At 67.1% G+C, this 21,349-nt stretch carries 16 protein-coding genes; 5 read left to right on the top strand and 11 right to left on the bottom strand.

The window, feature by feature from the left end; all coding sequences use genetic code 11:
* The first annotated feature begins 69 nt into the window (after window positions 1-69).
* The 3 genes from trxB to ACQPZW_RS49015 all read left to right on the top strand — a co-directional run bounded on the left by trxB (window position 70) and on the right by ACQPZW_RS49015 (window position 2,610).
* Window positions 70-1,029, top strand: coding sequence for a thioredoxin-disulfide reductase (gene trxB, locus ACQPZW_RS49005; protein WP_433792801.1), 960 nt, complete (start codon window positions 70-72; stop codon window positions 1,027-1,029).
* A 15-nt stretch (window positions 1,030-1,044) separates the two neighbouring features.
* The gene (gene trxA, locus ACQPZW_RS49010; protein WP_433792802.1) at window positions 1,045-1,368 is read left to right on the top strand and encodes a thioredoxin; all 324 of its coding nucleotides are present in this window, start codon (window positions 1,045-1,047) and stop codon (window positions 1,366-1,368) included.
* A gap of 90 nt (window positions 1,369-1,458) precedes the next feature.
* Window positions 1,459-2,610 carry an N-acetylmuramoyl-L-alanine amidase gene (locus tag ACQPZW_RS49015; RefSeq protein ID WP_433792803.1) on the top strand — a complete coding sequence of 384 codons (1,152 nt, stop codon included), beginning with the start codon at window positions 1,459-1,461 and terminating at the stop codon, window positions 2,608-2,610.
* 24 nt (window positions 2,611-2,634) lie between these two features.
* On the opposite strand, the gene ACQPZW_RS49020 is transcribed toward ACQPZW_RS49015, so the two are convergent.
* Window positions 2,635-3,297: a GNAT family N-acetyltransferase gene (locus ACQPZW_RS49020; RefSeq protein ID WP_433792804.1), complete on the bottom strand. Its 663-nt coding sequence runs from the start codon at window positions 3,295-3,297 to the stop codon at window positions 2,635-2,637.
* Window positions 3,298-3,451: 154 nt separating this feature from the next.
* On the opposite strand from ACQPZW_RS49020, the gene ACQPZW_RS49025 reads away from it, so the two are divergent.
* Window positions 3,452-4,765, top strand: coding sequence for a PLP-dependent aminotransferase family protein (locus ACQPZW_RS49025; protein WP_433792805.1), 1,314 nt, complete (start codon window positions 3,452-3,454; stop codon window positions 4,763-4,765).
* Window positions 4,762-5,736, top strand: a complete 975-nt coding sequence (locus ACQPZW_RS49030) for a D-alanine--D-alanine ligase family protein (protein WP_433792806.1) — start codon at window positions 4,762-4,764, stop codon at window positions 5,734-5,736. Before ACQPZW_RS49025 ends, ACQPZW_RS49030 begins: the two co-directional genes overlap by 4 nt.
* A gap of 1,234 nt (window positions 5,737-6,970) precedes the next feature.
* Here the strand turns inward: ACQPZW_RS49030 and ACQPZW_RS49035 are convergent.
* From ACQPZW_RS49035 to rpmH, 10 genes are all read right to left on the bottom strand, one after another.
* The gene (locus tag ACQPZW_RS49035; RefSeq protein WP_433792807.1) at window positions 6,971-7,657 is read right to left on the bottom strand and encodes a hypothetical protein; all 687 of its coding nucleotides are present in this window, start codon (window positions 7,655-7,657) and stop codon (window positions 6,971-6,973) included.
* Window positions 7,658-9,618: 1,961 nt separating this feature from the next.
* A protein-coding gene (locus ACQPZW_RS49040; protein WP_433788784.1) for an IS3 family transposase occupies window positions 9,619-10,787 on the bottom strand; the annotation gives its coding sequence in 2 pieces (ribosomal slippage) (window positions 9,619-10,500 and window positions 10,503-10,787; 1,167 coding nt in all).
* A 3,993-nt stretch (window positions 10,788-14,780) separates the two neighbouring features.
* Entirely contained in the window at window positions 14,781-15,851 is a 1,071-nt protein-coding gene (locus ACQPZW_RS49045; RefSeq protein ID WP_433792808.1) for a ParB/RepB/Spo0J family partition protein, read from the bottom strand.
* Complete coding sequence (locus ACQPZW_RS49050; protein ID WP_433797877.1) at window positions 15,848-17,215, bottom strand: AAA family ATPase; 1,368 nt, start codon at window positions 17,213-17,215, stop codon at window positions 15,848-15,850. Before ACQPZW_RS49050 ends, ACQPZW_RS49045 begins: the two co-directional genes overlap by 4 nt.
* A gap of 245 nt (window positions 17,216-17,460) precedes the next feature.
* Window positions 17,461-18,261, bottom strand: coding sequence for a 16S rRNA (guanine(527)-N(7))-methyltransferase RsmG (rsmG, locus tag ACQPZW_RS49055; protein WP_433792809.1), 801 nt, complete (start codon window positions 18,259-18,261; stop codon window positions 17,461-17,463).
* A 2-nt stretch (window positions 18,262-18,263) separates the two neighbouring features.
* A complete protein-coding gene (locus ACQPZW_RS49060; protein ID WP_433792810.1) occupies window positions 18,264-18,842 on the bottom strand; it encodes a protein jag in 579 nt (192 codons plus the stop codon).
* Between the two features lie 125 nt (window positions 18,843-18,967).
* Window positions 18,968-19,993, bottom strand: a complete 1,026-nt coding sequence (yidC, locus tag ACQPZW_RS49065) for a membrane protein insertase YidC (RefSeq protein ID WP_433792811.1) — start codon at window positions 19,991-19,993, stop codon at window positions 18,968-18,970.
* A 1-nt stretch (window position 19,994) separates the two neighbouring features.
* Complete coding sequence (gene yidD / locus ACQPZW_RS49070; RefSeq protein ID WP_093620813.1) at window positions 19,995-20,252, bottom strand: membrane protein insertion efficiency factor YidD; 258 nt, start codon at window positions 20,250-20,252, stop codon at window positions 19,995-19,997.
* Complete coding sequence (gene rnpA, locus ACQPZW_RS49075) at window positions 20,249-20,605, bottom strand: ribonuclease P protein component (RefSeq protein WP_433792812.1); 357 nt, start codon at window positions 20,603-20,605, stop codon at window positions 20,249-20,251. Before rnpA ends, yidD begins: the two co-directional genes overlap by 4 nt.
* A 36-nt stretch (window positions 20,606-20,641) precedes the next feature.
* Window positions 20,642-20,779: a 50S ribosomal protein L34 gene (rpmH, locus tag ACQPZW_RS49080; RefSeq protein ID WP_093620811.1), complete on the bottom strand. Its 138-nt coding sequence runs from the start codon at window positions 20,777-20,779 to the stop codon at window positions 20,642-20,644.
* Between the last annotated feature and the right edge of the window lie 570 nt (window positions 20,780-21,349).

Genomic DNA, 21,349 nt, shown 5'->3' on the forward strand with positions numbered 1-21,349 from the left:
GGCAAGACGTTCTAGCGTGCAGTGTCGCCGACCTAAACGCGTGCGACAAGACAGACTGAGGAGTCGGCAGTGGACGAGGTCCGTAATCTGATCATCATCGGGTCCGGACCGTCGGGCTACACCGCGGCGTTGTATGCGGCCCGGGCCAACCTCAACCCGCTGGTGATCGAGGGCGTGAACTCCGGTGGCGCCCTGATGACCACCACCGAGGTGGAGAACTTCCCGGGGCACCGCGACGGGATCATGGGTCCCGAGCTGATGGACAACATGCGGGCCCAGGCGGAGCGGTTCGGCGCCGAGTTCCTGACCGACGACGTCTCCCGGGTCGAGTTGGGTGACAAGCCGACCGAGCCCGGCACCGAGGGCCTGAAGACGGTGTGGGTCGGTGACCGGCAGTTCTTCGCCCGCGCCGTGATCCTGGCGACCGGTTCCGCGTGGCGCCCGATCGGCGTTCCCGGTGAGCAGGAGCTCCTCGGCCACGGCGTGTCGTCGTGTGCCACCTGTGACGGCTTCTTCTTCCGCAACCAGCACATCGTGGTCGTCGGTGGCGGCGACTCGGCGATGGAGGAGGCGACGTTCCTCACCCGGTTCGCCGAGACCGTCACCATCGTGCACCGTCGTGACACCTTCCGCGCCAGCAAGGTCATGCAGAAGCGGGCGCTGGACAACCCGAAGATCAAGGTCGAGTGGAACTCGGTGGTCGAGGAGATCCTCGGCCAGGACGGCAAGGTCGTCGGCGCGCGTGTCAAGAACGTGCAGACCGGCGAGAGCAGGGTCCTCGACGTGACCGGTGTCTTCGTGGCGATCGGTCACGACCCGCGCAGTGAGCTCTTCAAGGGCCAGGTCGAGCTGGACGACGAGGGCTACGTGAAGGTCGACTCGCCCAGCACCAGGACCAACGTCCCCGGCGTGTTCGCCGCCGGTGACCTGGTCGACCACACCTACCGGCAGGCCATCACCGCCTCCGGCACCGGCTGTGCCGCGGCGCTCGACGCCGAGCGCTTCATCGCTTCATTCGTAGAGCTGTAAGACCGGGAGGTCCTCGTGGGAGCAACCAAGGCGGTCACCGACGCCACCTTCGCCGCCGATGTTCTGAAGTCCGACAAGCCCGTCCTCGTGGACTTCTGGGCCGAGTGGTGCGTGCCCTGCAAGAAGGTCGACCCGCTGCTCGCCGAGATCGCGGCCGAGATGGGTGACAGGGTGGAGATCGTCAAGGTCAACATCGACGAGAACCCGGAGACCGCGATGGCCTACCAGGTCATGTCGGTTCCGACGCTGACCATCTTCAAGGGCGGCGAGCGGGTCAACTCGGTGGCCGGCGCCAAGCCGAAGAGTTTCCTGGTCAACTTCATCGAGTCGGCGCTGTAGAACCCTCTCTTGTGAACGCCCCGCGATCGCTGTTGGGTCGCGGGGCGTACTCTCCGGGAGGTCGTCCTTTCTCGCCCTAGGGAGTCGTGAGTGCGGTCCATCCGACGCGGAGACACCGGCGTGGCAGTTTCCGAGATCCGGTCGATCCTGGTCGGCCTGGAGTTGCTGGCCGATGCTGAACCCGACGTCTTCGACGAGGCTCTGGAGACCGCGGTGCGGGCCTTCCAGCAGAGCCGTGGCCTCGGCGTCGACGGCATGGTCGGCGACGAGACGTGGGGCGCTCTCGACGCGGCCCGCTGGCGGCTCGGCTCCCGGGCGCTCTTCCACTCGGTTCCCGACGCTCTGGTCGGTGAGGACGTCCGCGCCCTGCAGGAGCGGCTCCTGGAGATGGGGTATGACACCGGCCGCCCCGACGCCGTCTACGGCGCCCGGACGGCTCGTGCGGTGGGCCAATTCCAGCGTGAGATCGGTCTCGTCCAGGACGGCTCCTGTGGCCCGCAGACGATGAAGGCGCTGCGCCGGCTCGGCCGTAAGGTCGTCGGCGGCCGCCCGCAGTGGCTGCGCGAGGCCGAGGCGTTCCGTCAGTCCGGGCCCAACCTGGTCGGCAAGACCATCGTCATCGACCCGGGCCACGGCGGCGGAGACGACACCGGCGTGGTGGTGCCCGACGGCCCGCTCCGGTGGAACGAGGCGGATCTCGTCTTCGACCTGGCGTCCCGTCTCGAGGGCCGGCTCTCCGCGGCCGGCATGCGGGTGCACCTGACCCGTGGCCCGTCACCGGCCGCCCCGCTGAGCGGCGCCGAGCGGGCCGCCCTGGCCAACACTCTGGGCGCGGACCTGCTGATCTCGTTGCACCTCGACGGGCACACGTCCGAGTCGGCCGAGGGTGTGGCGACATACCACTACGGCACCGGTAACGGTCTGAGCTCCACGGTGGGCGAGCGGTTGGCGGCTCTCGTGCAGCGGGAGATCGTGGTGCGGACGGGCATGCACGACTGCCGTACCCATGCGAAGTCCTGGGATCTGCTGCGTCTCACCCGGATGCCGACGGTTCGCGTCGACCTGGGCTATCTGACGTCGCCGGCCGACCGTGAGCGGCTGATCGACCCGATGTTCCGTGAGCAGATCGTCGAGGCGCTGCTGGCCGCGGTGCAGCGGATGTACTTCCCGGTGGAGCGCGACGTCCCCACCGGGTCGATCGACGTCCGCCAGCTGCGGCTGGCTCTGGCCGACAAGGGCTGACCGGCAGCGCTTCCGGCGCGGCCCTCAGTTCTCCGCTGATCTTGTGGCGGTGACCGGACGGACCGGGCGCAGCAGGGTCTCCGGGCTCATCGAGCCGAGCAGCTTCTCCAGCGCATACTCGACGTCGGACTTCCAGGACAGGGCCGTCCGCAGCTCCAGCCGCAGCCGCGGGTAACGGGGGTGCGGGCGGACCGTCTTGAAGCCCACCGACAGGAAGAAGTCGACCGGCGCGATGCAGGCCGGCTCCTCGCTCATCTCGTCCGGCTTGGCGTCGCCGAAGGCCTCGATCGCCTTCACCCCGCGCTTGGTGAGGTCACGGGCCACGCCCTGCACCAGCATCCGGCCCAGGCCACCGCCGGCGAAGGCGGGCACCACCTTGGCCGTCATCAGCAGGGCGGCGTCGGCGCTCACCGGTGACGTCGGGAACGCCATGCCCCGCGGAACGTAGGCGGGTGGCGCATACATCACGAAGCCGGCCGGCATCCCGTCGACGTAGGCGAGCTTGCCGCACGAACCCCACTCCAGCAGCGTCTGGGAGACCCACGCCTCTTTCTCCAGCCCCGGATCGCCCGTGGCGCAGGCGCGCTCCGCGGAGACCGGATCAAGCTCCCAATAGACACACTGCCGGCAGGGCCGGGGCAGATCCTCGAGCGTGTCGAGGGTGAGATTGACCAGGCGTCGCGACATGTGCCGACCCCTTGCATTCGCTCACGGGCATGGACCGGACGCCGCCGCGCCCCTGGCGAATCTTACGTCGGAACCACCATGAACGGGAGCAGGTCGGGCAAGTGCCGGGCGGCATTAGGATCGCTTGCAGTGTCGATTTGAAGGGGTGATTCGCATGACCGGTACAACTCAGGACGATTACACCGATAGGTACGCGCGGCGGGTGCGCGGGATGACCACATCGGAGATCCGGGCCCTGTTCGCTGTCGCCAGCCGACCGGAGGTGGTGTCGCTGGCCGGCGGCTCGCCGTATATCGCCGCGCTGCCGCTCGATGCCGTCGGTGAGATGCTCGGCGACCTGGCGTCGCAGCAGGGCGCCACCAGCCTGCAGTACGGCATCGGCCAGGGCACCATCGAGCTGCGCGAACGGATCTGCGAGGTGATGTCGCTGTCCGGCATCACGAACGCGTCCCCCGACGACGTGGTGGTCACCGTCGGCGGCCAGCAGGCCCTCGACCTCCTGGCCCGCCTCTTCCTGGACCCGGGTGACGTGGTGCTCGCCGAGGGGCCGACCTACGTCGGCGCACTCGGCGTGTTCCAGGCCGCCCAGGCACAGGTCCGGCACGTGGCAATGGACGACGAGGGCCTCATCCCGGCAGCACTCGAAGAGGCCATCCGGGCCACCGCGAGGGAGGGGAGGCAGGCGAAGTTCCTGTATACGATCCCCACCTTCCAGAACCCGGCCGGTGTCACCCTGTCGGACGAGCGGCGCGAGCAGATCCTCGACATCTGCGAGCGCGCCGGGCTGCTCGTGGTGGAGGACGACCCGTACGGCATGCTCTCCTTCTCCGGTGACGCCCCGCTGCCGCTCCGGGCCCGCCGCCGTGACGGTGTCTTCTACTGCTCCACCTTCTCCAAGACCTTCGCGCCCGGCCTGCGGGTCGGCTGGGTCCTGGCGCCGCACGCAGTGCGGGAGAAGCTGGTCATGATGAGCGAGGCCAACGTGCTGTGCCCGAGCGCGTTCGCCCAGGCCGCCGTCACGCAGTACCTGTCGACCATGCCGTGGCGCGAGCAGATCAAGGTGTACCGGGAGATCTACCGCGAGCGCCGGGACGCACTGCTCGGCGCCATGGAGGACCTGATGCCGGCCGGCACCACGTGGACCCGCCCGACCGGCGGCCTGTTCGTGTGGGCAACCCTGCCCGAGGGCCTCGACTCGAAGGCGATGATGCCGCGGGCCATCGCCGCGCGGGTCGCCTACGTCCCCGGTACGGGCTTCTACGCCGACGGGACCGGACGGGGCAACATGCGGCTCAACTTCAGCTTCTCGGCGCCGGAGCGGCTGCGTGAGGGCGTGCGGCGCCTGTCCGGGGTGATGGAGCAGGAGCTCGCGATGCGCGCAGTCTTCGGCGAAGCCGGCCTCCAGCCGGGACATCAGCGCCGTCGTGGCCCGGCCGCCGCGGATGCTCCCGGTCCCGACTTGGCATGATCACCAGCATGGGTACGCGTGACGAGTTGCGAGTTCTGGTCCTGGCCGGCGGGCTGTCCTACGAACGGGACGTGTCCCTGCGGTCCGGTCGCCGGGTGCTCGACGCGCTCCGGTCCGCCGGCCTGACCGCCGAGCTCCACGACGCCGATGTGTCCCTGCTCCCCGCGTTGCAGGCCGACCCTCCGGACGCCGTCGTCATCGCCCTGCACGGCGCCACCGGTGAGGACGGGTCGCTGCGTGGGGTCCTCGACCTGTGCGGGGTTCCCTACGTCGGCGCCGACGCCCGGGCCGCCCGCCTCGCCTGGGACAAGCCGTCCGCCAAGTCGATGCTGCGTGACGCAGGAATCCCCACACCCGACTGGGTGGCACTGCCGCACGACCGGTTCTCCGAGCTCGGCGCGGTCGCCGTGCTCGACCGGATCGTCGACCGGTTGGGGCTGCCGCTCATGGTCAAGCCCGCGCAAGGCGGGTCCGGGCTGGGAGCCGCGGTGGTCCGGGAAGCCGGCGACCTTCCGGCCGCGATGGTGGGGTGCTTCGCGTACGACTCGACGGCTCTCGTCGAGCAGTATGTGTCCGGCACCAACGTGGCCGTCTCCATCGTCGACCGGGGTGCGGGGCCGGAGACACTCCCGATCGTGGAGATCGTTCCCCGAGACGGCGTCTACGACTATGCGGCCCGCTACACGGCCGGGCTGACCACCTGGCATGTGCCTGCCCGCCTGTCACCGGCGGTCGCGGAGCGGGTTTCGGAGACGGCGGTGGCGGCGTACAAAGCCCTCGGGTTGCGAGACCTCTCCCGCATCGACGTGATCGTCACCGCTGACGGTGAGCCCCATGTTCTCGGTTGCAACGTGTCGCCCGGGCTCACCGAGACGTCGTTGTTGCCGTTGGCGGTCCAGGCCGCGGGGGTTGATCTCGGGGTTGTGCTGAGTTCGTTGGTGGAGCGGGCGGTGGCTCGGAGAGCTGTTTGAGCGACGGTTTCACGTGACAGGCTCGGCGGTCATCGCCGGGCCTGTCTGTTTGTTGACGTCGGGGAGGGCGCTCCGGGGTGCAGCTTCCTACGTCGTGCCGCGGGTGTCCCGGCTCGGGTCTGGCTGCCGCCGCATCGGTTTCACTCTGTCGAGATGCAGCACCCGGCCGGGTGCACTTGCGCCCCTGTTTCGCCTTAGCCTGCCTTGGGATCGGCCTTCGAGCCGCTCACGGCCTCCGATCCGGTCCTACCGTTCGATCCGGTCCTACCGTTCGAGCCGGTCGCGCCGTTCGAGCCGGTCGCGCCCTTCGAGCCGGTCCCGTCCTTCGAGCCGGTCCTACCGTTCGATCCGGTCGCGCCTTTCGATCCGGTTCCGTCCTTCGCGATCCGGTCCCGTCCTTCGCGATCCGGTCCCGCCCTCCAAGCTGAGCCCGCCCTCCAAGCCGGACCCGTCCGTCGGCTCCGTTCTCGGTTCCTCGAATCGGTTGCGCTCCTCGGTTCCTCTAATCGGATCGGCCTTCAACTCGGTCACGGCCATCGAGCCGACCGCGTCCGTCGCCCTCTTCCGTCCGTCGGATCGTTCCACCCGTTGCCCTTGGCATGCCGGTCAGCCCGCTCACAACCTCTCGACCCCGCCCGTCGGCTCAGCCGTCTCCTTCAACTCGGTCGCATTCGTCGGCCCGAGCGCGAATGCCGGCCCGCCTATCGGCTCAGTCGTGGCCTCCAACTCGGCGCGACCGTCGGCGCGAGCGTATGTCGGCCCGCCCGTCTGCCGGGTCGCGCTTTGTTCTTCGGCCCGATCGCATCCTTCGACCGCGCACGCCGGCGCAGTCGCGGCGTTTTACTCGGCCGCAGCCGTCGGTCCGAGCGTGCCTGAGGCTCTGTCCGGCCGGCCAATCGCGGCCTTCAATTCCGTCGCGGTCTTCGACTCGAAGTCGGCCGTCCGGCTCGGTTGTCCTTGTACCCGGTCGTAGACCCCAACCTCGTCGCGGCCTTGGACCCCAATACAACCATCGGCCTCAGCGCGCCGGCCGGTCCGGTCAACCCGATCGGAGCCGTCGACCGAGTCGCGCCCTTAGGCCCGGTCGATTCGGTCGCGGTCGAGTCGCACCCTCGGGCTCGCACTCGGGCTCGGGCTCGGGCTCGGGCTCGGGCTCGGGCTCCGGCTCCGGCTCCGGCTCCGGCTCCGGCTCCGGCTCCGGCTCCGGCTCCGGCTCCGGCTCCGGCTGGATTATTTAAGCCTCCGTCGCTTCGACATCGCCGAGTGTGGCGGGGCGGCGGCCGTTCGTGTCCGTGTCCGTGTCCATGTCCATGCTGGTGGGGACGTTGATCGTGGCTGGAGATTCCCACTGGATGTGGGCCGGCTCAGTGTTGGCCTGGCCACCGAAATCGGCGAGCCAGGCAGCCACGTGCGCCAAATTCTCGCGCCACTGCGCTTCGGGGATCACCGGCAAGATGTCATCCCAGAGGGACAGGAAGGTACCCCTCAACTGCAGGCGCCCATACGGCCGAGCCAAGAACCACATGTGCAGATGCGCCGAACCGTCTCCCCAACGATTCACGTGAACCCGAGCAACGCCGTCGAGCGACCGGATGGCCCGCTCAAGCCGCACTGTCATGACACCGAGCTCCGCAGCGAGAAGGTTCGGCAGGTCACCGAGGTCAAGGTGCGAGCGACACTCAAGAATCAAAACCATCGGCAGCCCGGTAGGCCGGTCCATCGCGCGAACACGCCATCTCTCACTGATCCAGATGTACGAGTCGTCCGGCGTCCCACACGCCACGCACTCCGAACCTTCCTCCCCGCTCCGAGGCGGCTCCACCTCCACCGGGGGAGCGAGCTTCTTGACCCGCATGTCCCCCTCAAAGGGGAACGACGGCCAATGTGTGAAGTCAGGCAGGGAGGCGGTGTTCTCAGACACGACGTGACCTTAGCCCAGCCCGGGAGCGGCTGTCCCGGGTCAATTTCGCACGACGGAGGGACTCTCCCCATGTCGACAGCCATGGAATTGAGTCCTTCCACACACCCACCCCAAAGTTATCCACAGGAGTTATCCACAGGCGCCGCCGTTTCACGTGAAACACGACGTAGAACGCTTGTGCACCCTGTGGATAGACCCGTGGACGACCCCCACAACATCGGTGTTGTTTCACGTGAAACACCAGCCGTCCCAGAATCAACAGGCGCAACACACAGGTTGTGGATAGTGGCTCCCGCGCATGTCTGGCGGCTGGAACTCATCAACGCTGACAACCGCGACGCGACCCCAGAGCGCAACCTCTCAGATGCAGCCATCGTCGTCCCCGGATTGCTACCCCGGCCAGCCAAGTCGACGGACATCGAGCCCGGACACCCCTCGCGAGACACGGCCTTCACCTCAGGACTCTGCTGGAGACGCCCACCGCGGCCAACCATTTGGTACGCACCCCGGCCGGGTGCCGCTGATCGGCTGGTGCTTCTCGCCCGAGTGCTGTTGCTTGGGTTATCTTGCTCGGGCTTCTGCTCTGTTCGGGCTTCTGCTGCTCGGGCTTCTGCTGCTCGGGTTCCGGTCCTTCGCTGAGATGCCGGTGCCAGCTATAACGCACCTGCCCGGTGCCTCGCCCGGCTGAAGCCAGGCTTCAACCGCCTCGACCAACTGGAGAATGACGTCAAGCCGTGCGAGAAGCCGCTTCGACGCATCGCAAGTCGGTTGGCCGGCCCACCGAAGCGCTAGCCGACCAAAGGCCCCCACTGATGGCCGCACAACTTGCCTCTAGCCCTACTCCGCACGAAGTCTCGGTGCCCACCGGCTTTGGACGAGCTCGGCATCACCTTCGACATCGCAGTCGCATCTACTGCAGTCCTTGCGCCCGCTCGCCTGTGCCCACGCCGCGAAGCCCTCCGCCAACGCGATTCCATCTCGCGATACTGCAACGAGGTCTCCCTCGGCTACCACTCCAAGATCTTGATGGCGCGGTGTACCAAGCTCAGCCGTTGAAGACACACAAGCCAGCCGGACCGACCCCTGGAGAGGGCCGGATTCGGTGTACATCCCTTTGGCCCCGCATCGACTTCTCTGCCCGCTACGGGCTCGGCGCCGAAACGCCAAGGACGGGTCCTTAAACACAGGTACCGCCCCTGCCGGCCGCCACAGCTATGTATGCGGCTACTTGGCCGCGAGCCAAAGTTCCCTGCAAGACGCTAGCTTTCGACGTCGCCTTTCGCTGAGTTCTCCTCCACTGCTCCACACACCGGAGGTTCCCGACAGGCCAGCGGTGCCCAGATCTCTCCTAGAGTCTGCAGCCAAATCACCGAGGTCTCCGCCGGCCGCAATCAACTGGCGCTCCATCCCAATCACAGCGCCGGCGTGGCTCGGTCATTCGGTGTAGCTCTCACCGCCAGTGGAGCAACCCTCCACCTGCGGTCGGTGCCAGCCGGGATGAAGAAATCCGTCTGGGGTCATCAGCCGCGATGGTCAGGCAATCGCAAGAATCAGGCGACGACAACCGCGCCTCCACGAAACCCGACGCCCTCACTACTACGACGCACTCGTGTATCGCTTAGTCAGGTCGGGTTGTCACTGTCTGCGGGAGTGAACACCATCAGTCGACGGGCTAGTCCAAGGCCAGCTCCTCGACACAACCTCGAGGTCCGCAGAACTGCGGGGGCGCCGGACTCCGCGCCTAGCTGCCTCTGGCAAGCCTCAGCCTCGTAGCCCTCGGCCTCGACAGGCGACGGCGCTTGCGACAGCCACCTCCCGAAATCAACTCCAGCATGATCCCGATGCTCGAAGGGATCTACCCGAAGGGCATAGCCGAGCCCGATGTAGGCGTGGGATTGGGCGCCGCTCTCCTAGCGAGCTGCGGTGGACGGGTCTGCTGCACCAATAGGTGACAGATCAAGTCACGCGGCCTGACTGGCCGGTGAGGTCATGATGGTTTCGTACTCGACAGGCGTCAACCGGGACAGCGATCGTTGGCGTCGACGGCGGTGGTAGGTCCGCTCGATCCAGGTGACGATCGCCGTCCTCAACTGCTGCCGGCTCGACCAGCTCCGGCGATCGAGAACGTTGTTCTGCAACAGGCCGAAGAACGACTCCATGGCGGCGTTGTCGCCGGCGGCGCCGACTCGGCCCATCGACCCGAGCACGTAGTGCTGGTTCAGGGCATGGACGAACTTCCTGCTGCGAAACTGCGACCCGCGGTCGGTGTGCAGCACGCACCCGGCTACCTCGCCGCGCCGGGCGGCGGCGTTGTGCAGAGCGTTGACGGCCAGCCTCGACTTCATCCGTGAGTCGATGGAGTAGCCGACGATCCGGTTGGACCACACGTCCTTGATCGCGCAGAGGTAGAGCTTGCCCTCACCGGTGTGGTGTTCGGTGATGTCGGCCAGCCACAACCGGTTCGGGCCGTCGGCGGTGAAGTCACGTCTGACGAGGTCATCGTGTACCGGCGGGCCCGGCTTGCCACCCTTGCCGCGCCGTCGTCGGCGGCTGAACGCACTCCACCAGCCCATGTGAGAACAGATCTTCCACGCGGTGCGTTCCACCATCGATTGTCCGGCCGCGCGGGCTTCGTCGGCCAGGAACCGGTAGCCGAACTCCGGGTCGTCACGGTGAGCGTCGAACAGCGCGTCCGCCCGGTACGCCTCGGCCAGGTCGGCGTCGGTGACCGGGCGGGAAAGCCACCGGTAGTAGGGCTGTCGAGCGATGTTCAGCACCCGGCACGTCACCGCGACGGGGATTCCATCGGCGGCCAGCTCGTTCACGAGCGGGTAGAGCCTTTTCCCGGCAGGTTCGCCTGCGACAGATACGCCGCGGCCCGGCGCAAGACCTCGTTCTCCTGCTCAAGGAGCTTGATCCGTTTACGGGCCTCGCGCAATTCGGCCGAATCGCTGACGCTGACGCCCGGCTTGACGCCTTCGTCGATACCTGCCTGGCGCAGCCACTTGAACAGCGTCATCGGATGGACCCCGAAGTCCTTGGCGATCTGCTCGACCGTCACACCCGGGTCACGGCCTTGGGCGACCCGCACGACGTCGTCGCGGAACTCACGAGGGTAGGGCTTGGGCACAGCAACATCCTTCCAGCCCGCCGTCACGGCAAGCCACCTCAGATGTCACCTATGCGTGCAGCAGACCCGACCAGCTCCAACAACGGAGCGCTGGCTGCGTCTTAATGCTGACTGAAGGACCATGGCACCGCCGCGACCCCGCAGGTCCGATCCTCCCGCCCGTGGCCCGTAACTCCGAGTGCGTCAGTTCGGGCGGAACACCGGGCAACTCCCTGGCGCCATCTGCGCACCACCGCCCGGCTCGTCAACACCCTGTTCGCCTCGCCAACTCAGCGCATCCCAGGAGCTTGATCCCCGGGGCTCCCTATATGCAGACCATTGCCGACCTACTGTCTGCTAGACCTTGCCCGGCCCCACACCGGCTATTAGAGCGTTCCGTCTAATGGGTCGTTGCGATCCCGCTCTTGCCTGACACGGCCGAACCCGAGAGGCGAGCCAAAGATCGGAGCACACTGACGTCGCCCCGCGACCCCGATGACTCGCGACCGGCCGCATGCGCCCAGCCGGGGACGTCTTCGGAACGCTGTGCCGCAGCGCTTCCAATACTCGTAGCGGGAACGGTCTTCGTGTGGCGGTGCGCGCACTGGGAGGCAAAGATGCGCCACACGTGAGCAACCTCCGAAGCTTGAGCCGCACGTCGCGCCATAGAGCCGCTCCAGTGCGGCCCCGGTAGCAGCCGTCCCACAGCTGACCCGCCCCTATTCGTTCTCCCAGGTTCTCGGGATCGTGACGCCTACGGTCGCCCTCTTCCGATCCCAATCGCATCCAGTATCTTTCGGCCGTTGCCGAAGACCGCCCCTGGATACGACTCGCGTCACCAGCCGGACGGGACGTCCCGACCGTCACCTCGATCCGGTCAGATAGTCAACGCTCGTCGGCCAACATCGCTCAGGCCGACGAGGGCAGCTCCCTCGCACATCGTCTACCTCGCCGAGAATTGCGCGCGTCCTCCGGCAACACCGGTTTGGCACTGAGTTTGTCCTCGCAGAGAAGCCGACCCACATACGTCGAATCCTCTGCCGGCGACAGCAGCACCGCGCTGGACGTCAGCCCCCGCTGCAGCGCCATGCCCCACACCAGCTTCGTGGTCGCCGTATCCCCTCACCGTTGCGGCCAATCGCCGATCCAGCCCGCAGCCTTAGCTCTCAAGAACGACCGGTCAGCACGGTCAAGGTGCGCCAACGCCTATCACTCCGAGACCGTCGTTTCACGTGAAACGCACCGGGCACCGGGCACCGGGCACCGGGCACCGGGCACCGGGCACCGGGCACCGGGCACCGGGCACCGGGCACCGGGCACCGGGCACCGGGCACCGGGCACCGGGCACCGGGCACCGGGCACCGGGCACCGGGCACCGGGCACCGGGCACCGGGAGATGCTGCCACATCGCCGTTTCACGTGAAACGGCGATGTTCCACGGTCCGGGCCCATTCCGGTGGCCACTACGACGCGGGCACGCTTGCCGGGTTTGGCCGTTCGCGCAGTCAACCACAGCCCCACGGCCCCACGCCCCCACGCCCCCACGCCCCCACAGCCCCACAGCCCCACAGCCCCACAGCCCCACAGCCCCACAGCCCCACAGCCCCACAGCCCCACAGCCCCACAGCCCCACAGCCCCACAGCATTTTGACTCCGCAACGGAGCCAAGTTGCAGCCTCTGGACCTCGGCAATCGGCGTAGTGGCTTCGAGCGCTTAAGGGCCTAGTACAGCCCCTGGACGCGCCTCGCTAAGCGAGCCGGCTCAGGCCGACCGTGGAAAGCGGTTCTTTGTATCGCTTGACGACTCCACTTCACGCCACACTCGCTCGGTTCGAGTGCAGGGGGTGAACTCTTAGGCGGCGGAGGGTTCGCCAGAGGAAGGGCTCCCATGGCCGATCCGCCGCTCCGCTACACCGCCGCGCTCCGCTGCCCCGCTGTCCCACCGCTTCACTACGGTTCTCGTTAGCTGGAAGTCCGGATGACGGCCGAGAGGGTCGACTCGCCGCTGCGCTAACTGCTCCGACCTCGTCGGCTCCCACGCTAAGGATCAACCAATCTTGGAAACGAGGACTGCCCATCACCGCCGTGAGCGAGCATTGGCTTGTGAGGACTCCGCAGGAGCTCAGCCGAGGGAGTCAGCGGCTGTACCGTTTCACGTGAAACATGCCTCGCCCGCACCGTTGTTCCGGGCCGAACTGCTTGAGCACAGTGACTGGTTCTAAGGGATGCAGACGGCCGCGCTATTAGAAGCTAGTCCGCGATCCGAGCTTTAGAGGAAGCATGGCCTGGCTCTCTTGGCCACCGAGTCGTGACACAGCTCCGCTCGCGACCTAGGCTCGACTGTCCTTGGCCATGTTTCGATCCGGAAGTAGATCAGCTCCCAGGGGATGGGTAAGCAAAGCAAAGAGAAGGTCGGCCGTGGAGCAGTGCGGTATCCACCGAAGCGCAATGTCGACCTCACGGAAGCTTTCATGCAGGCCATTGCGATCGCTGCCTCCTACAGATCACGCCGGCACCGCAGCATCGTGGTCCCGCGTAGAAGTCCTAGGGCTCGGCTCGGCTCGGCTCGGCTCGGCTCGGCTCGGCTCGGCTCGGCTCGGCTCGGCTCGGCTCGGCTCGGCTCGGCTCGGCTCGGCTCGGCTCGGCTCGGCTTGCGATTATGCCGCCCAGGGCGACCCTCGCAAGAGGCAAATGGGCTCTTGCCTCAGGCAATCTTCTCCTCGCGGAGCCGCAATCCCCACGGGCTTGGCCGCGGAGCCGGGAACGGCATGCCTACCTAGCAGTTCGTATAAGACCTGCAACACCACAGCGGCCCTATCGCGACGATCAGCGGGCGCGACGTCGCCGCGCCGCACCTGAGGGGGGCCTCCGAAGTAGGCGGACCGCGACAGTTCGCCACCCTCCCCGTTTCACGTGAAACACTCCAGCTTCGGCCGCAGTGACTCTCGAACGCTGGCCGTACCGCGGACATACGTCACCGCTGAGCCGCCGGCGTCAGCACAGCGCGAAATCGCGGGCGCAGTCTGAGGACCAAAGTGCCATCCATCCGCTACGGCCTCGGCTACACATCTCCGACGCCACGGCCAAAGACCTGAGCGGCTGCCCCGGCTATCTCCTCCGCGAGCTTGCCGTCGCGCAATGGCGCCCATAACCGGGCCACGCGCCCACCGGAGTCGTCAGGAGGTAAAGGACGGCACCCCATCACTTGCAACCTGGTCATCGTGAGTGCGTGGCGGCCAAGCAGGAGAGTGACGGCCAAAACCAAGCTCTCTGAGGCCGGTGGGGGTCAACGCGCTCAGCACCGAGCCAAGGAGCAAACAGCAAGCGGTGAAAGACGACGTGGGAACTCGCGTTCAACGCCGCCTACGATCCCACCGACTCTGCACACCCGCATACGCTCTCCCGTCGAGGTGCCGCTGTCGACCTCGATACGAAAGTTTGGAGGGGTCGCCGGCTGCTCGCAAGACGGGTCAACAGACAAAGAGCCGGCTCAACAAATTGCGTCTGCGGTTTCTGGACTGAGCACTCCGCGGCTGCAACTAGCCCTCACCCAAGCAGGGAGGCACACGAGACCAAGAGCAACGACGTTCCCCGCGAGCAGCGGCATCCGGACGGGGATCCCGCCAGGGGATCCCGCCAGAGGATGGCCGAGCTAAACGACAGCACACGCGCCATCACGAAGATAGAAGACGGCCAACTTTGGAGTCGTCACGACTGGGGCACCACGAGCGACAAGCGCAAGCCCGCTGAGGCGAGAGTCGCCGGCGGAAGCAACAGCGACACTTGGCGACCGACATGACAACGCGACGCCTACTCGGGTTAGCCACTCAAATCTGCGAACGAAGGAGGCGAATCCGCCTCACACCGGTTCTGTCAGAACGATTCTCCTGGGATTTCCAATCCGTCGCCGCCCACGGATCCGGCACTTCAAAACGCGAACTAAGCCCGTTCCAACCCTAAAATGAAGAAGGAGCACTTGATCACTCAAGCGCCCCTTGTCCGATACAGGAAGATTCACTCCTCGGGCTCGACCCCTTCGCGGACGGCGCCCTCTTCCTCAACGCCGATCATGCTGACGATCCGCTCGAGATCATCAACAGTCGCGAACTCTATGGTGATCTTGCCCTTGTTCCGGCCGATGTCCACCTTGACCCGGGTGTCGAACCGATCCGAGAGTCGCTCCGCCAAGTCGTTCAGCGCCGGCGCATGCACCTTGGCCCGCCGAGCAGGTGCCGCCTTCTTGGCCGCAGACTCCTCGGACGCCGCAAGGTGCACGATCTCTTCGGTGGCCCGCACCGAGAGCCCTTCCCGAACGATCCGCTCTGCCAGCGCATCCTGAGCCGCGCTGTTGTCTAGCCCGAGCAATGCCCGGGCATGACCAGCCGACAGGATCCCAGCGGCCACCCGCCGCTGTACTGCAGCCGGCAGGTTCATCAACCGAATGGTGTTGGAGATCTGCGGTCGACTCCGCCCGATTCGCCGAGCCAGCTCCTCGTGTGTAGCCCCGAACTCCTCGAGCAGCTGCTGATACGCAGCCGCCTCTTCGAGCGGATTGAGGTTGGCTCGGTGGATGTTCTCCAGCAACGCGTCACGGAGCATCGCATCGTCCGGGGTGTCCCGCACGATCGCTGGGATCGTCTCTTTGCCGACGGCCTGGGCGGCGCGCCACCGGCGCTCACCCATGACGAGCTCGTACCGGCCGTCGCCGAGTTCACGCACGACGATCGGCTGGAGGAAGCCCACCTCTAGGATCGAGGTCTTGAGTTCCTCAAGCGCCTCCTCGTCGAAGACGTGACGCGGCTGCTTGGCGTTCGGCTCGATCACCGAGACGGGCAACTCGGCGAATCGGGCGCCGGGAACCGGAGCCAATTCGGGTTCCGAAGGCGCGGCGAGAGGCGGCGGCGGGGCAGCGAGAGGCGGTGAGCCAGCGGCCTGCTGCACCGGAACGGGCGCCGGTAGCGCCGACGGCGTCGGTTCGGTGATCGGATCCGGCAGTACCTCGACCGGAGCCGCCGTTTCGCCGGCGGGCGCCGTCGGGATCAGTGCGCCCAGGCCGCGGCCCAGGCCACCCCGCCGGTTCTTCATGCCGTGCCTCCCGTATTGACCCCACGAACGGCGAGTTCCAGGGCAGCCTCGAAGTAGCTGGTGGCTCCTCGCGAACCCGGATCGTAGGTCATCACCGACTGGCCGTAGCTCGGAGCCTCCGATACACGCACGTTTCGGGGGATCACCGCGTTCAGCACTTTTGTGCCGAAGTGGTTCCGCACGTCCTGTTCCACCGCATCTGCCAGACGCGTACGCCGGTCGTACATCGTCAGCAAGATCGTAGAGACATCGAGGGTGGGATTGAGGTGCTGACGCACCAGGTTGATGTTGTTGATCAGCTGATTGAGACCTTCCAGCGCGTAGTACTCGCACTGAATCGGGATCAGAACCTCCTGCGCCGCGCACAGGGCGTTAACGGTCAGCAGACCCAGCGAGGGCGGGCAGTCGATGAAGACGTAGTCGAACTTCTCCGGGTGGCTCGCGATCGCCCGGGCCAGCCGGGACTCACGCGCAACCACGGAGACGAGCTCGATCTCGGCGCCGGCCAGGTCGATGGTGGCCGGCACACAGAAGAGGTTCGGTATGCCCTCGACCGGCTGCGCGACCTCGGCCAGCGGTACGTTGTCGATGAGGCAGTCGTAGACGTCAGGCACGCCGGCATGGTGCGGCACGTTCAGGCCGGTAGACGCATTGCCCTGCGGGTCCAGGTCAACCACCAGCACACGGTTGCCGTGAAGCGCGAGCGCCACAGCGAGGTTGACCGTCGTGGTCGTCTTCCCGACGCCGCCCTTCTGGTTGGCGACGCAAATCACCCGCGGGTGGTCTGGGCGGGGCATGATGATCTCGCCGCTCGGGTTGAGGATCTGCACAGCTCGCAACGCTTCCATAGCAAGGGGCGGATCGTCCTCAACTGCCGCTGGCGTTTCACGTGAAACATGCTCGGTCGACTGAACCGGCACCCCTGAAGAAGGAGCGACCGGCATCCCTGCCGACGAAGCGGCTGGCCCCCCTGAAGACGCCATCGGCCCTCCTGGAGAGGCCGCCGACGTAGTCGCCGAGGCGCCCTGATGGGGCATCGGCGCGCCATACTCGTACGCCGATGGGCGACCGAAACCACCCGGTCGGGGCTGCGGAACATCGCCCGCATGCGGTCCGCCGACGCTCACTCCCGACGGCCTGTCGAGAGGCGACTCGGTTTCACGTGAAACACCGTACTCATGCACCGCTTCATCCCTGATGGCTAGGAAGGGGTTGGCCGGCAGAACGTGGCTCCCGGCAGGGGAGACACTATCGACATCCGGCCAGCCTACGGGTGTCGGGCATGTGTCGCCATGGTCGTCTGTCCGATGGAGCACGCACATTGCCGATTCCATCGTCTTCCAACATCGCCCCAAACACACCATGACGCCGCGCACAAGCTTGCCGTCCCAGCCGCGCACCGACCGCGCGGCTCGCTTCACTGCCTTGAAATCAACACCACAGAGGGTGTACGGCCACAGCACTCCCGCCGTAAAGCCGCTGAGCTGACCGTGGAGCACCCAACGGCCGGCACCCTACCCCGAGGAGCATCCTCACTCCCGGGGCAGACGTCCGACCTTCTCAGAGCCCCGAGCCGACCCGGTCGGAGCATCGCGGACGACACGATCAACTAGCCCCGACGAGGCCGACCACGCCCGCCGCCCCGCCCACCCGTACCCGAGGAACGAGAAGACCGTGCCGCCGACCCGCTCCGCTGGCGCCCAGGCAGCACATGCCGCTCTTTGACGATCTCCACAACGGTCGTAGGCGGATCGATCAGCCCATTGCCACACAGCCGGATCTCCGCGGTCCCACCACCGAGCGCCTCGACAGCCGCCGCGTGCTCGGCGATCTCCTCCGCGGCAGAGGAGCCTTTCATGGCGAGCAGCCGCCCGCCGACCGCGGCGAGCGGCAGACACCACCCGGCAAGCTTGTCCAGCGCAGCCACTGCTCGCGCCGTGACCACGTCGGCACCGGGCAACTGCTCGACGACCTCTTCGGCACGCCCACGAAGGACCGTGACGTTGTCCAGCCCGAGGACGACGACCGCCTCGTCGAGGAACGAGGTGCGCCGGGCGAGTGGTTCGACAAGGGTTATGGCGAGGTCCGGCCGGGCCACCGCCAGCACGAGACCGGGCAGTCCCGCGCCGGAACCGACGTCCACGACACCGGCGCCGGCCGGGATCATCTCGGCCATCACACCGCAGTTGATCAGGTGCCGATCCCACAGGCGAGGCGTCTCACGGGGCCCGATCAGTCCACGAATGACCCCTTCGGTGGCGAGAAGCTCGGCATACCGGACCGCGAGCGGAAGACGGTCACCGAAGACCGTGGCTGCAGCGGCCGGAGGGGGTGAGGCGGGGAAAGACGACGGCCCGGGCGTCACATCGCCCGGGCCGGAGTCACCCGCGCCGTAGCGGGTATCCGTCACGATCAGTCCGCCGCACGCACCACGATGCGCCGGCTGGGCTCGACGCCCTCCGACTCACTCTGCACGCCGGGGATCGCGTTGACGACGTCGTGCACGCACTTGCGCTCGAACGCCGACATCGGCTCCAGGCGTACCGGCTCGCCGTGTTCCTTGACCTTCTCGACCGCGTTGCGGGCGACCGCGGCGAGTTCCTTGCGGCGGGCGGCACGGTAGCCGCCGATGTCGAGCAGCAGCCGGCTCGGCGATCCGGTGGCACGGAAGATCGCGAGACGGGTGAGCTCCTGCAGCGCCTCCAGGGTCGCCCCACGCTGGCCGACGAGCGGCTGGAGACGGCCGCCGACGACCTCGACCATCGGCCGGCCCGCGGAGACGAGCTCGTCGATGTCGCCGTCGTAGTCGAGGATGTCCAGCAGGCCCTCGACGTAGTCAGCGGCGATCTCGCTCTGGCGGAACAGGTCGCCGTCCGAGGCGACGCTCTCCGACTTCTTGCCCTCTTCAGCGGTGACAGCCGAATCGGCGGCGGCCGGCTCGACAGCGGAGGCTGACGAGTCGGCGGAAGGGGGAGTGCTGGTGTCGGTCACGGTTTCATCTCCGTTGTGTTCGGGCCGGACCCAAGTCGGTCCGCTGTTCCCACGCCGTGAAGCGCGGGGAGGTCACTGAAAACCGAGGAAGAGCGCTCGGGCGATCGAGAACGCCCGAGCCGCGATCATCCCTTGGGTTTGTTCGCCGGCCGGGCGCCCTTCTTGGGATTCACCGGTTTGGCACCCGGCTTGGGCGCGAGGGCCTTGGTGTCGACGACCGGGCTCACGGGCTCCGGCTCGGTCTTGCGACTGAACAGGCCACCGGTACGGGCCGGCTGCACCGGGCTCTTCGGGCCGCCCGAGGTCTTGGTGCCGGCGGCCGGGCGGGCGCTGGTGCCACCCTTGTTGGCCATCTGCGGCGGCGGGAACTTGCGCAGCACCCACTGCTGCTGGGCCAGGGTGAACAGGTTGTTCGTCACCCAGTAGATGACCACGCCGATCGGGAACAGCGCGCCGGAGAACAGCAGCGTGAACGGGATGCCGTAGAGCATCAGCCGCTGGATCATGAGCTGCTGCGGGTCCTCGGCCCAGCCGGTCTTGAGGATCATCTGACGCTGGGTCAGGAACGTGGTCGCCATCATGACCAGGACCAGGACCGCGGCGAGGATCTTCACCGTGACGCCGTCGGCGCCGAGGGCGGCCAGCTCACTGGCGGAGGAGCCGAACTTGGCACTGATCGGCACATTGAACAGGTGCGCGTCGATCGCGCTGTTGAACTGCTCGAGCGGCCACCCGTACAGCTGCTTGCTCTCGTCGGAGAGGCCCGGCTTCAGGTGCTGGAGCACGTGGAAGAGCCCGAAGAAGACGGGGATCTGCAGGAACATCGGAAGGCAGCCCATCAGCGGGTTGGCCTTCTCCGTCCGGTACAGCTCCATCATCTCTTTCTGGAGCGTCTCGCGGTCACCCTTGTGCTTCTCCTGCAGCGCTTTGACCTTGGGCTGCAGAGCCTGCATCGCACGCTGGCTCTTGATCTGCTTGACGAAGACCGGGAAGAGGATGACGCGCAGGGTCACCACGAGGAAGAAGATCGCGAGGATCCAGGCCCAGGTCGTGCCGATCACGCGGTCGTCGGGTATGCCGATCGCATCCCACAGGGAATGCCAGCGCAGAAGAATCCACGAGATGGCGTAGTAGATCGGGTCGAGACTCAATCTAAGCTCCAGTCACATCGGCAGGACGGTGACGGATCGGGTCAGGCACCGGGTCATACCCGCCAGGGTGGAAGGGATGGCATCGTAGGAGCCGCCAGATCGCCAGGCCAGTCCCTCGCAGGGCGCCGTGCCGCGCCAGGGCTTCCTGGGCGTAAGCACTGCACGAGGGGTAGAACCGACAGCGTGCCGGCAGCGCCGGACTCAAGTATCGACGGTACGCGACGACCACAGCCGTCAGGAGCCGGGCAGCCAGGCTCATCGTGGCCGCCGGGGTCGGCGTGCGGACGCGAGCGCGCCCTCCAAGTCGGTGGCCAGAGTCTCGTAGGCGGCCTCGGCCGCCGGGGGTAGTGCGCGAATCACCACGGTCGCTCCGGCGGGAAGCTCGTCGAGCAGTGGCCGGACCAGGTGGCGAAGACGCCGTTGAACGCGATTGCGGACAACCGAGTTGCCCACCGCTTTGGATACGACGAAGCCGGCGCGCGCCGTGGAGGCGAACGCCGGCTCGTCGACAAGCAGGTGGACGACCAGGGTTTCGCGGCCGGCTCGACGGCCACCGCGAATCGCTGCGGCGAAGTCCGCGCTACGCCGCAGTCGTTGCGCCGCGGCCAGCACGACTACCTGGGCATTCCGACCGGACTAGCGGTCGGCTCAGGCCGACAGCTCGCCGCGGCCCTTGGCACGGCGGGCGGACAGGATGGCCCGGCCGGCCCGGGTGCGCATGCGCAGCCGGAAGCCGTGGGTCTTGGCACGCCGGCGGTTGTTCGGCTGGTAGGTGCGCTTGCTCACGTCAAAACTCCGTCTTCGTACTACGACTCTGGGGGCATCATGCGCTGCAAGACGCCACTTTAGCAGAGCGCGGCGGAGCAACCGCCCAACCCTACGCAGGGCCCTTGACAGGGTCAACCATATCCTTGGTCGGCACGCCGACATGGGCGGGCACCCTCGACCGACCAGGTCTTTCCGTGCACAAAGTGAATCTTTTCTTAGCTCTGGGCAGGGGATGGTCCGGACGGCGGTTGTAGTCGACCTCCCGCCGCTGTTAGCGTGCGCGGTTGCTGGTCTTACCGGCCGTTCGCAGACTGCAGGGCGACGGCCAAAACCGGACAAGCAGGTGGATCGTTCGCCACGGTGAGCCTGTTCACCGCCCGCGCCACCACAGGCTCCGGTAAATCTGCCGACCGTCCGGCCGGGAGCGGCCACCGGCACCGCCACGGGTTGTGGATAACCTGTGGATAGCCGGTTGGCGCCGTGCGTGTTCAGCACGTTAACTGTGTTGGGTTCGGGGGAGCCGACAGGCACAGGCGAAAGGCCGGACAAGGCCCACCGGGGGTCGGTGGCGATGGGGGTGGCGCGGCG

The sequence above is a fragment of the Actinoplanes sp. CA-252034 genome (assembly GCF_050956125.1).
GTDB lineage: Bacteria > Actinomycetota > Actinomycetes > Mycobacteriales > Micromonosporaceae > Actinoplanes.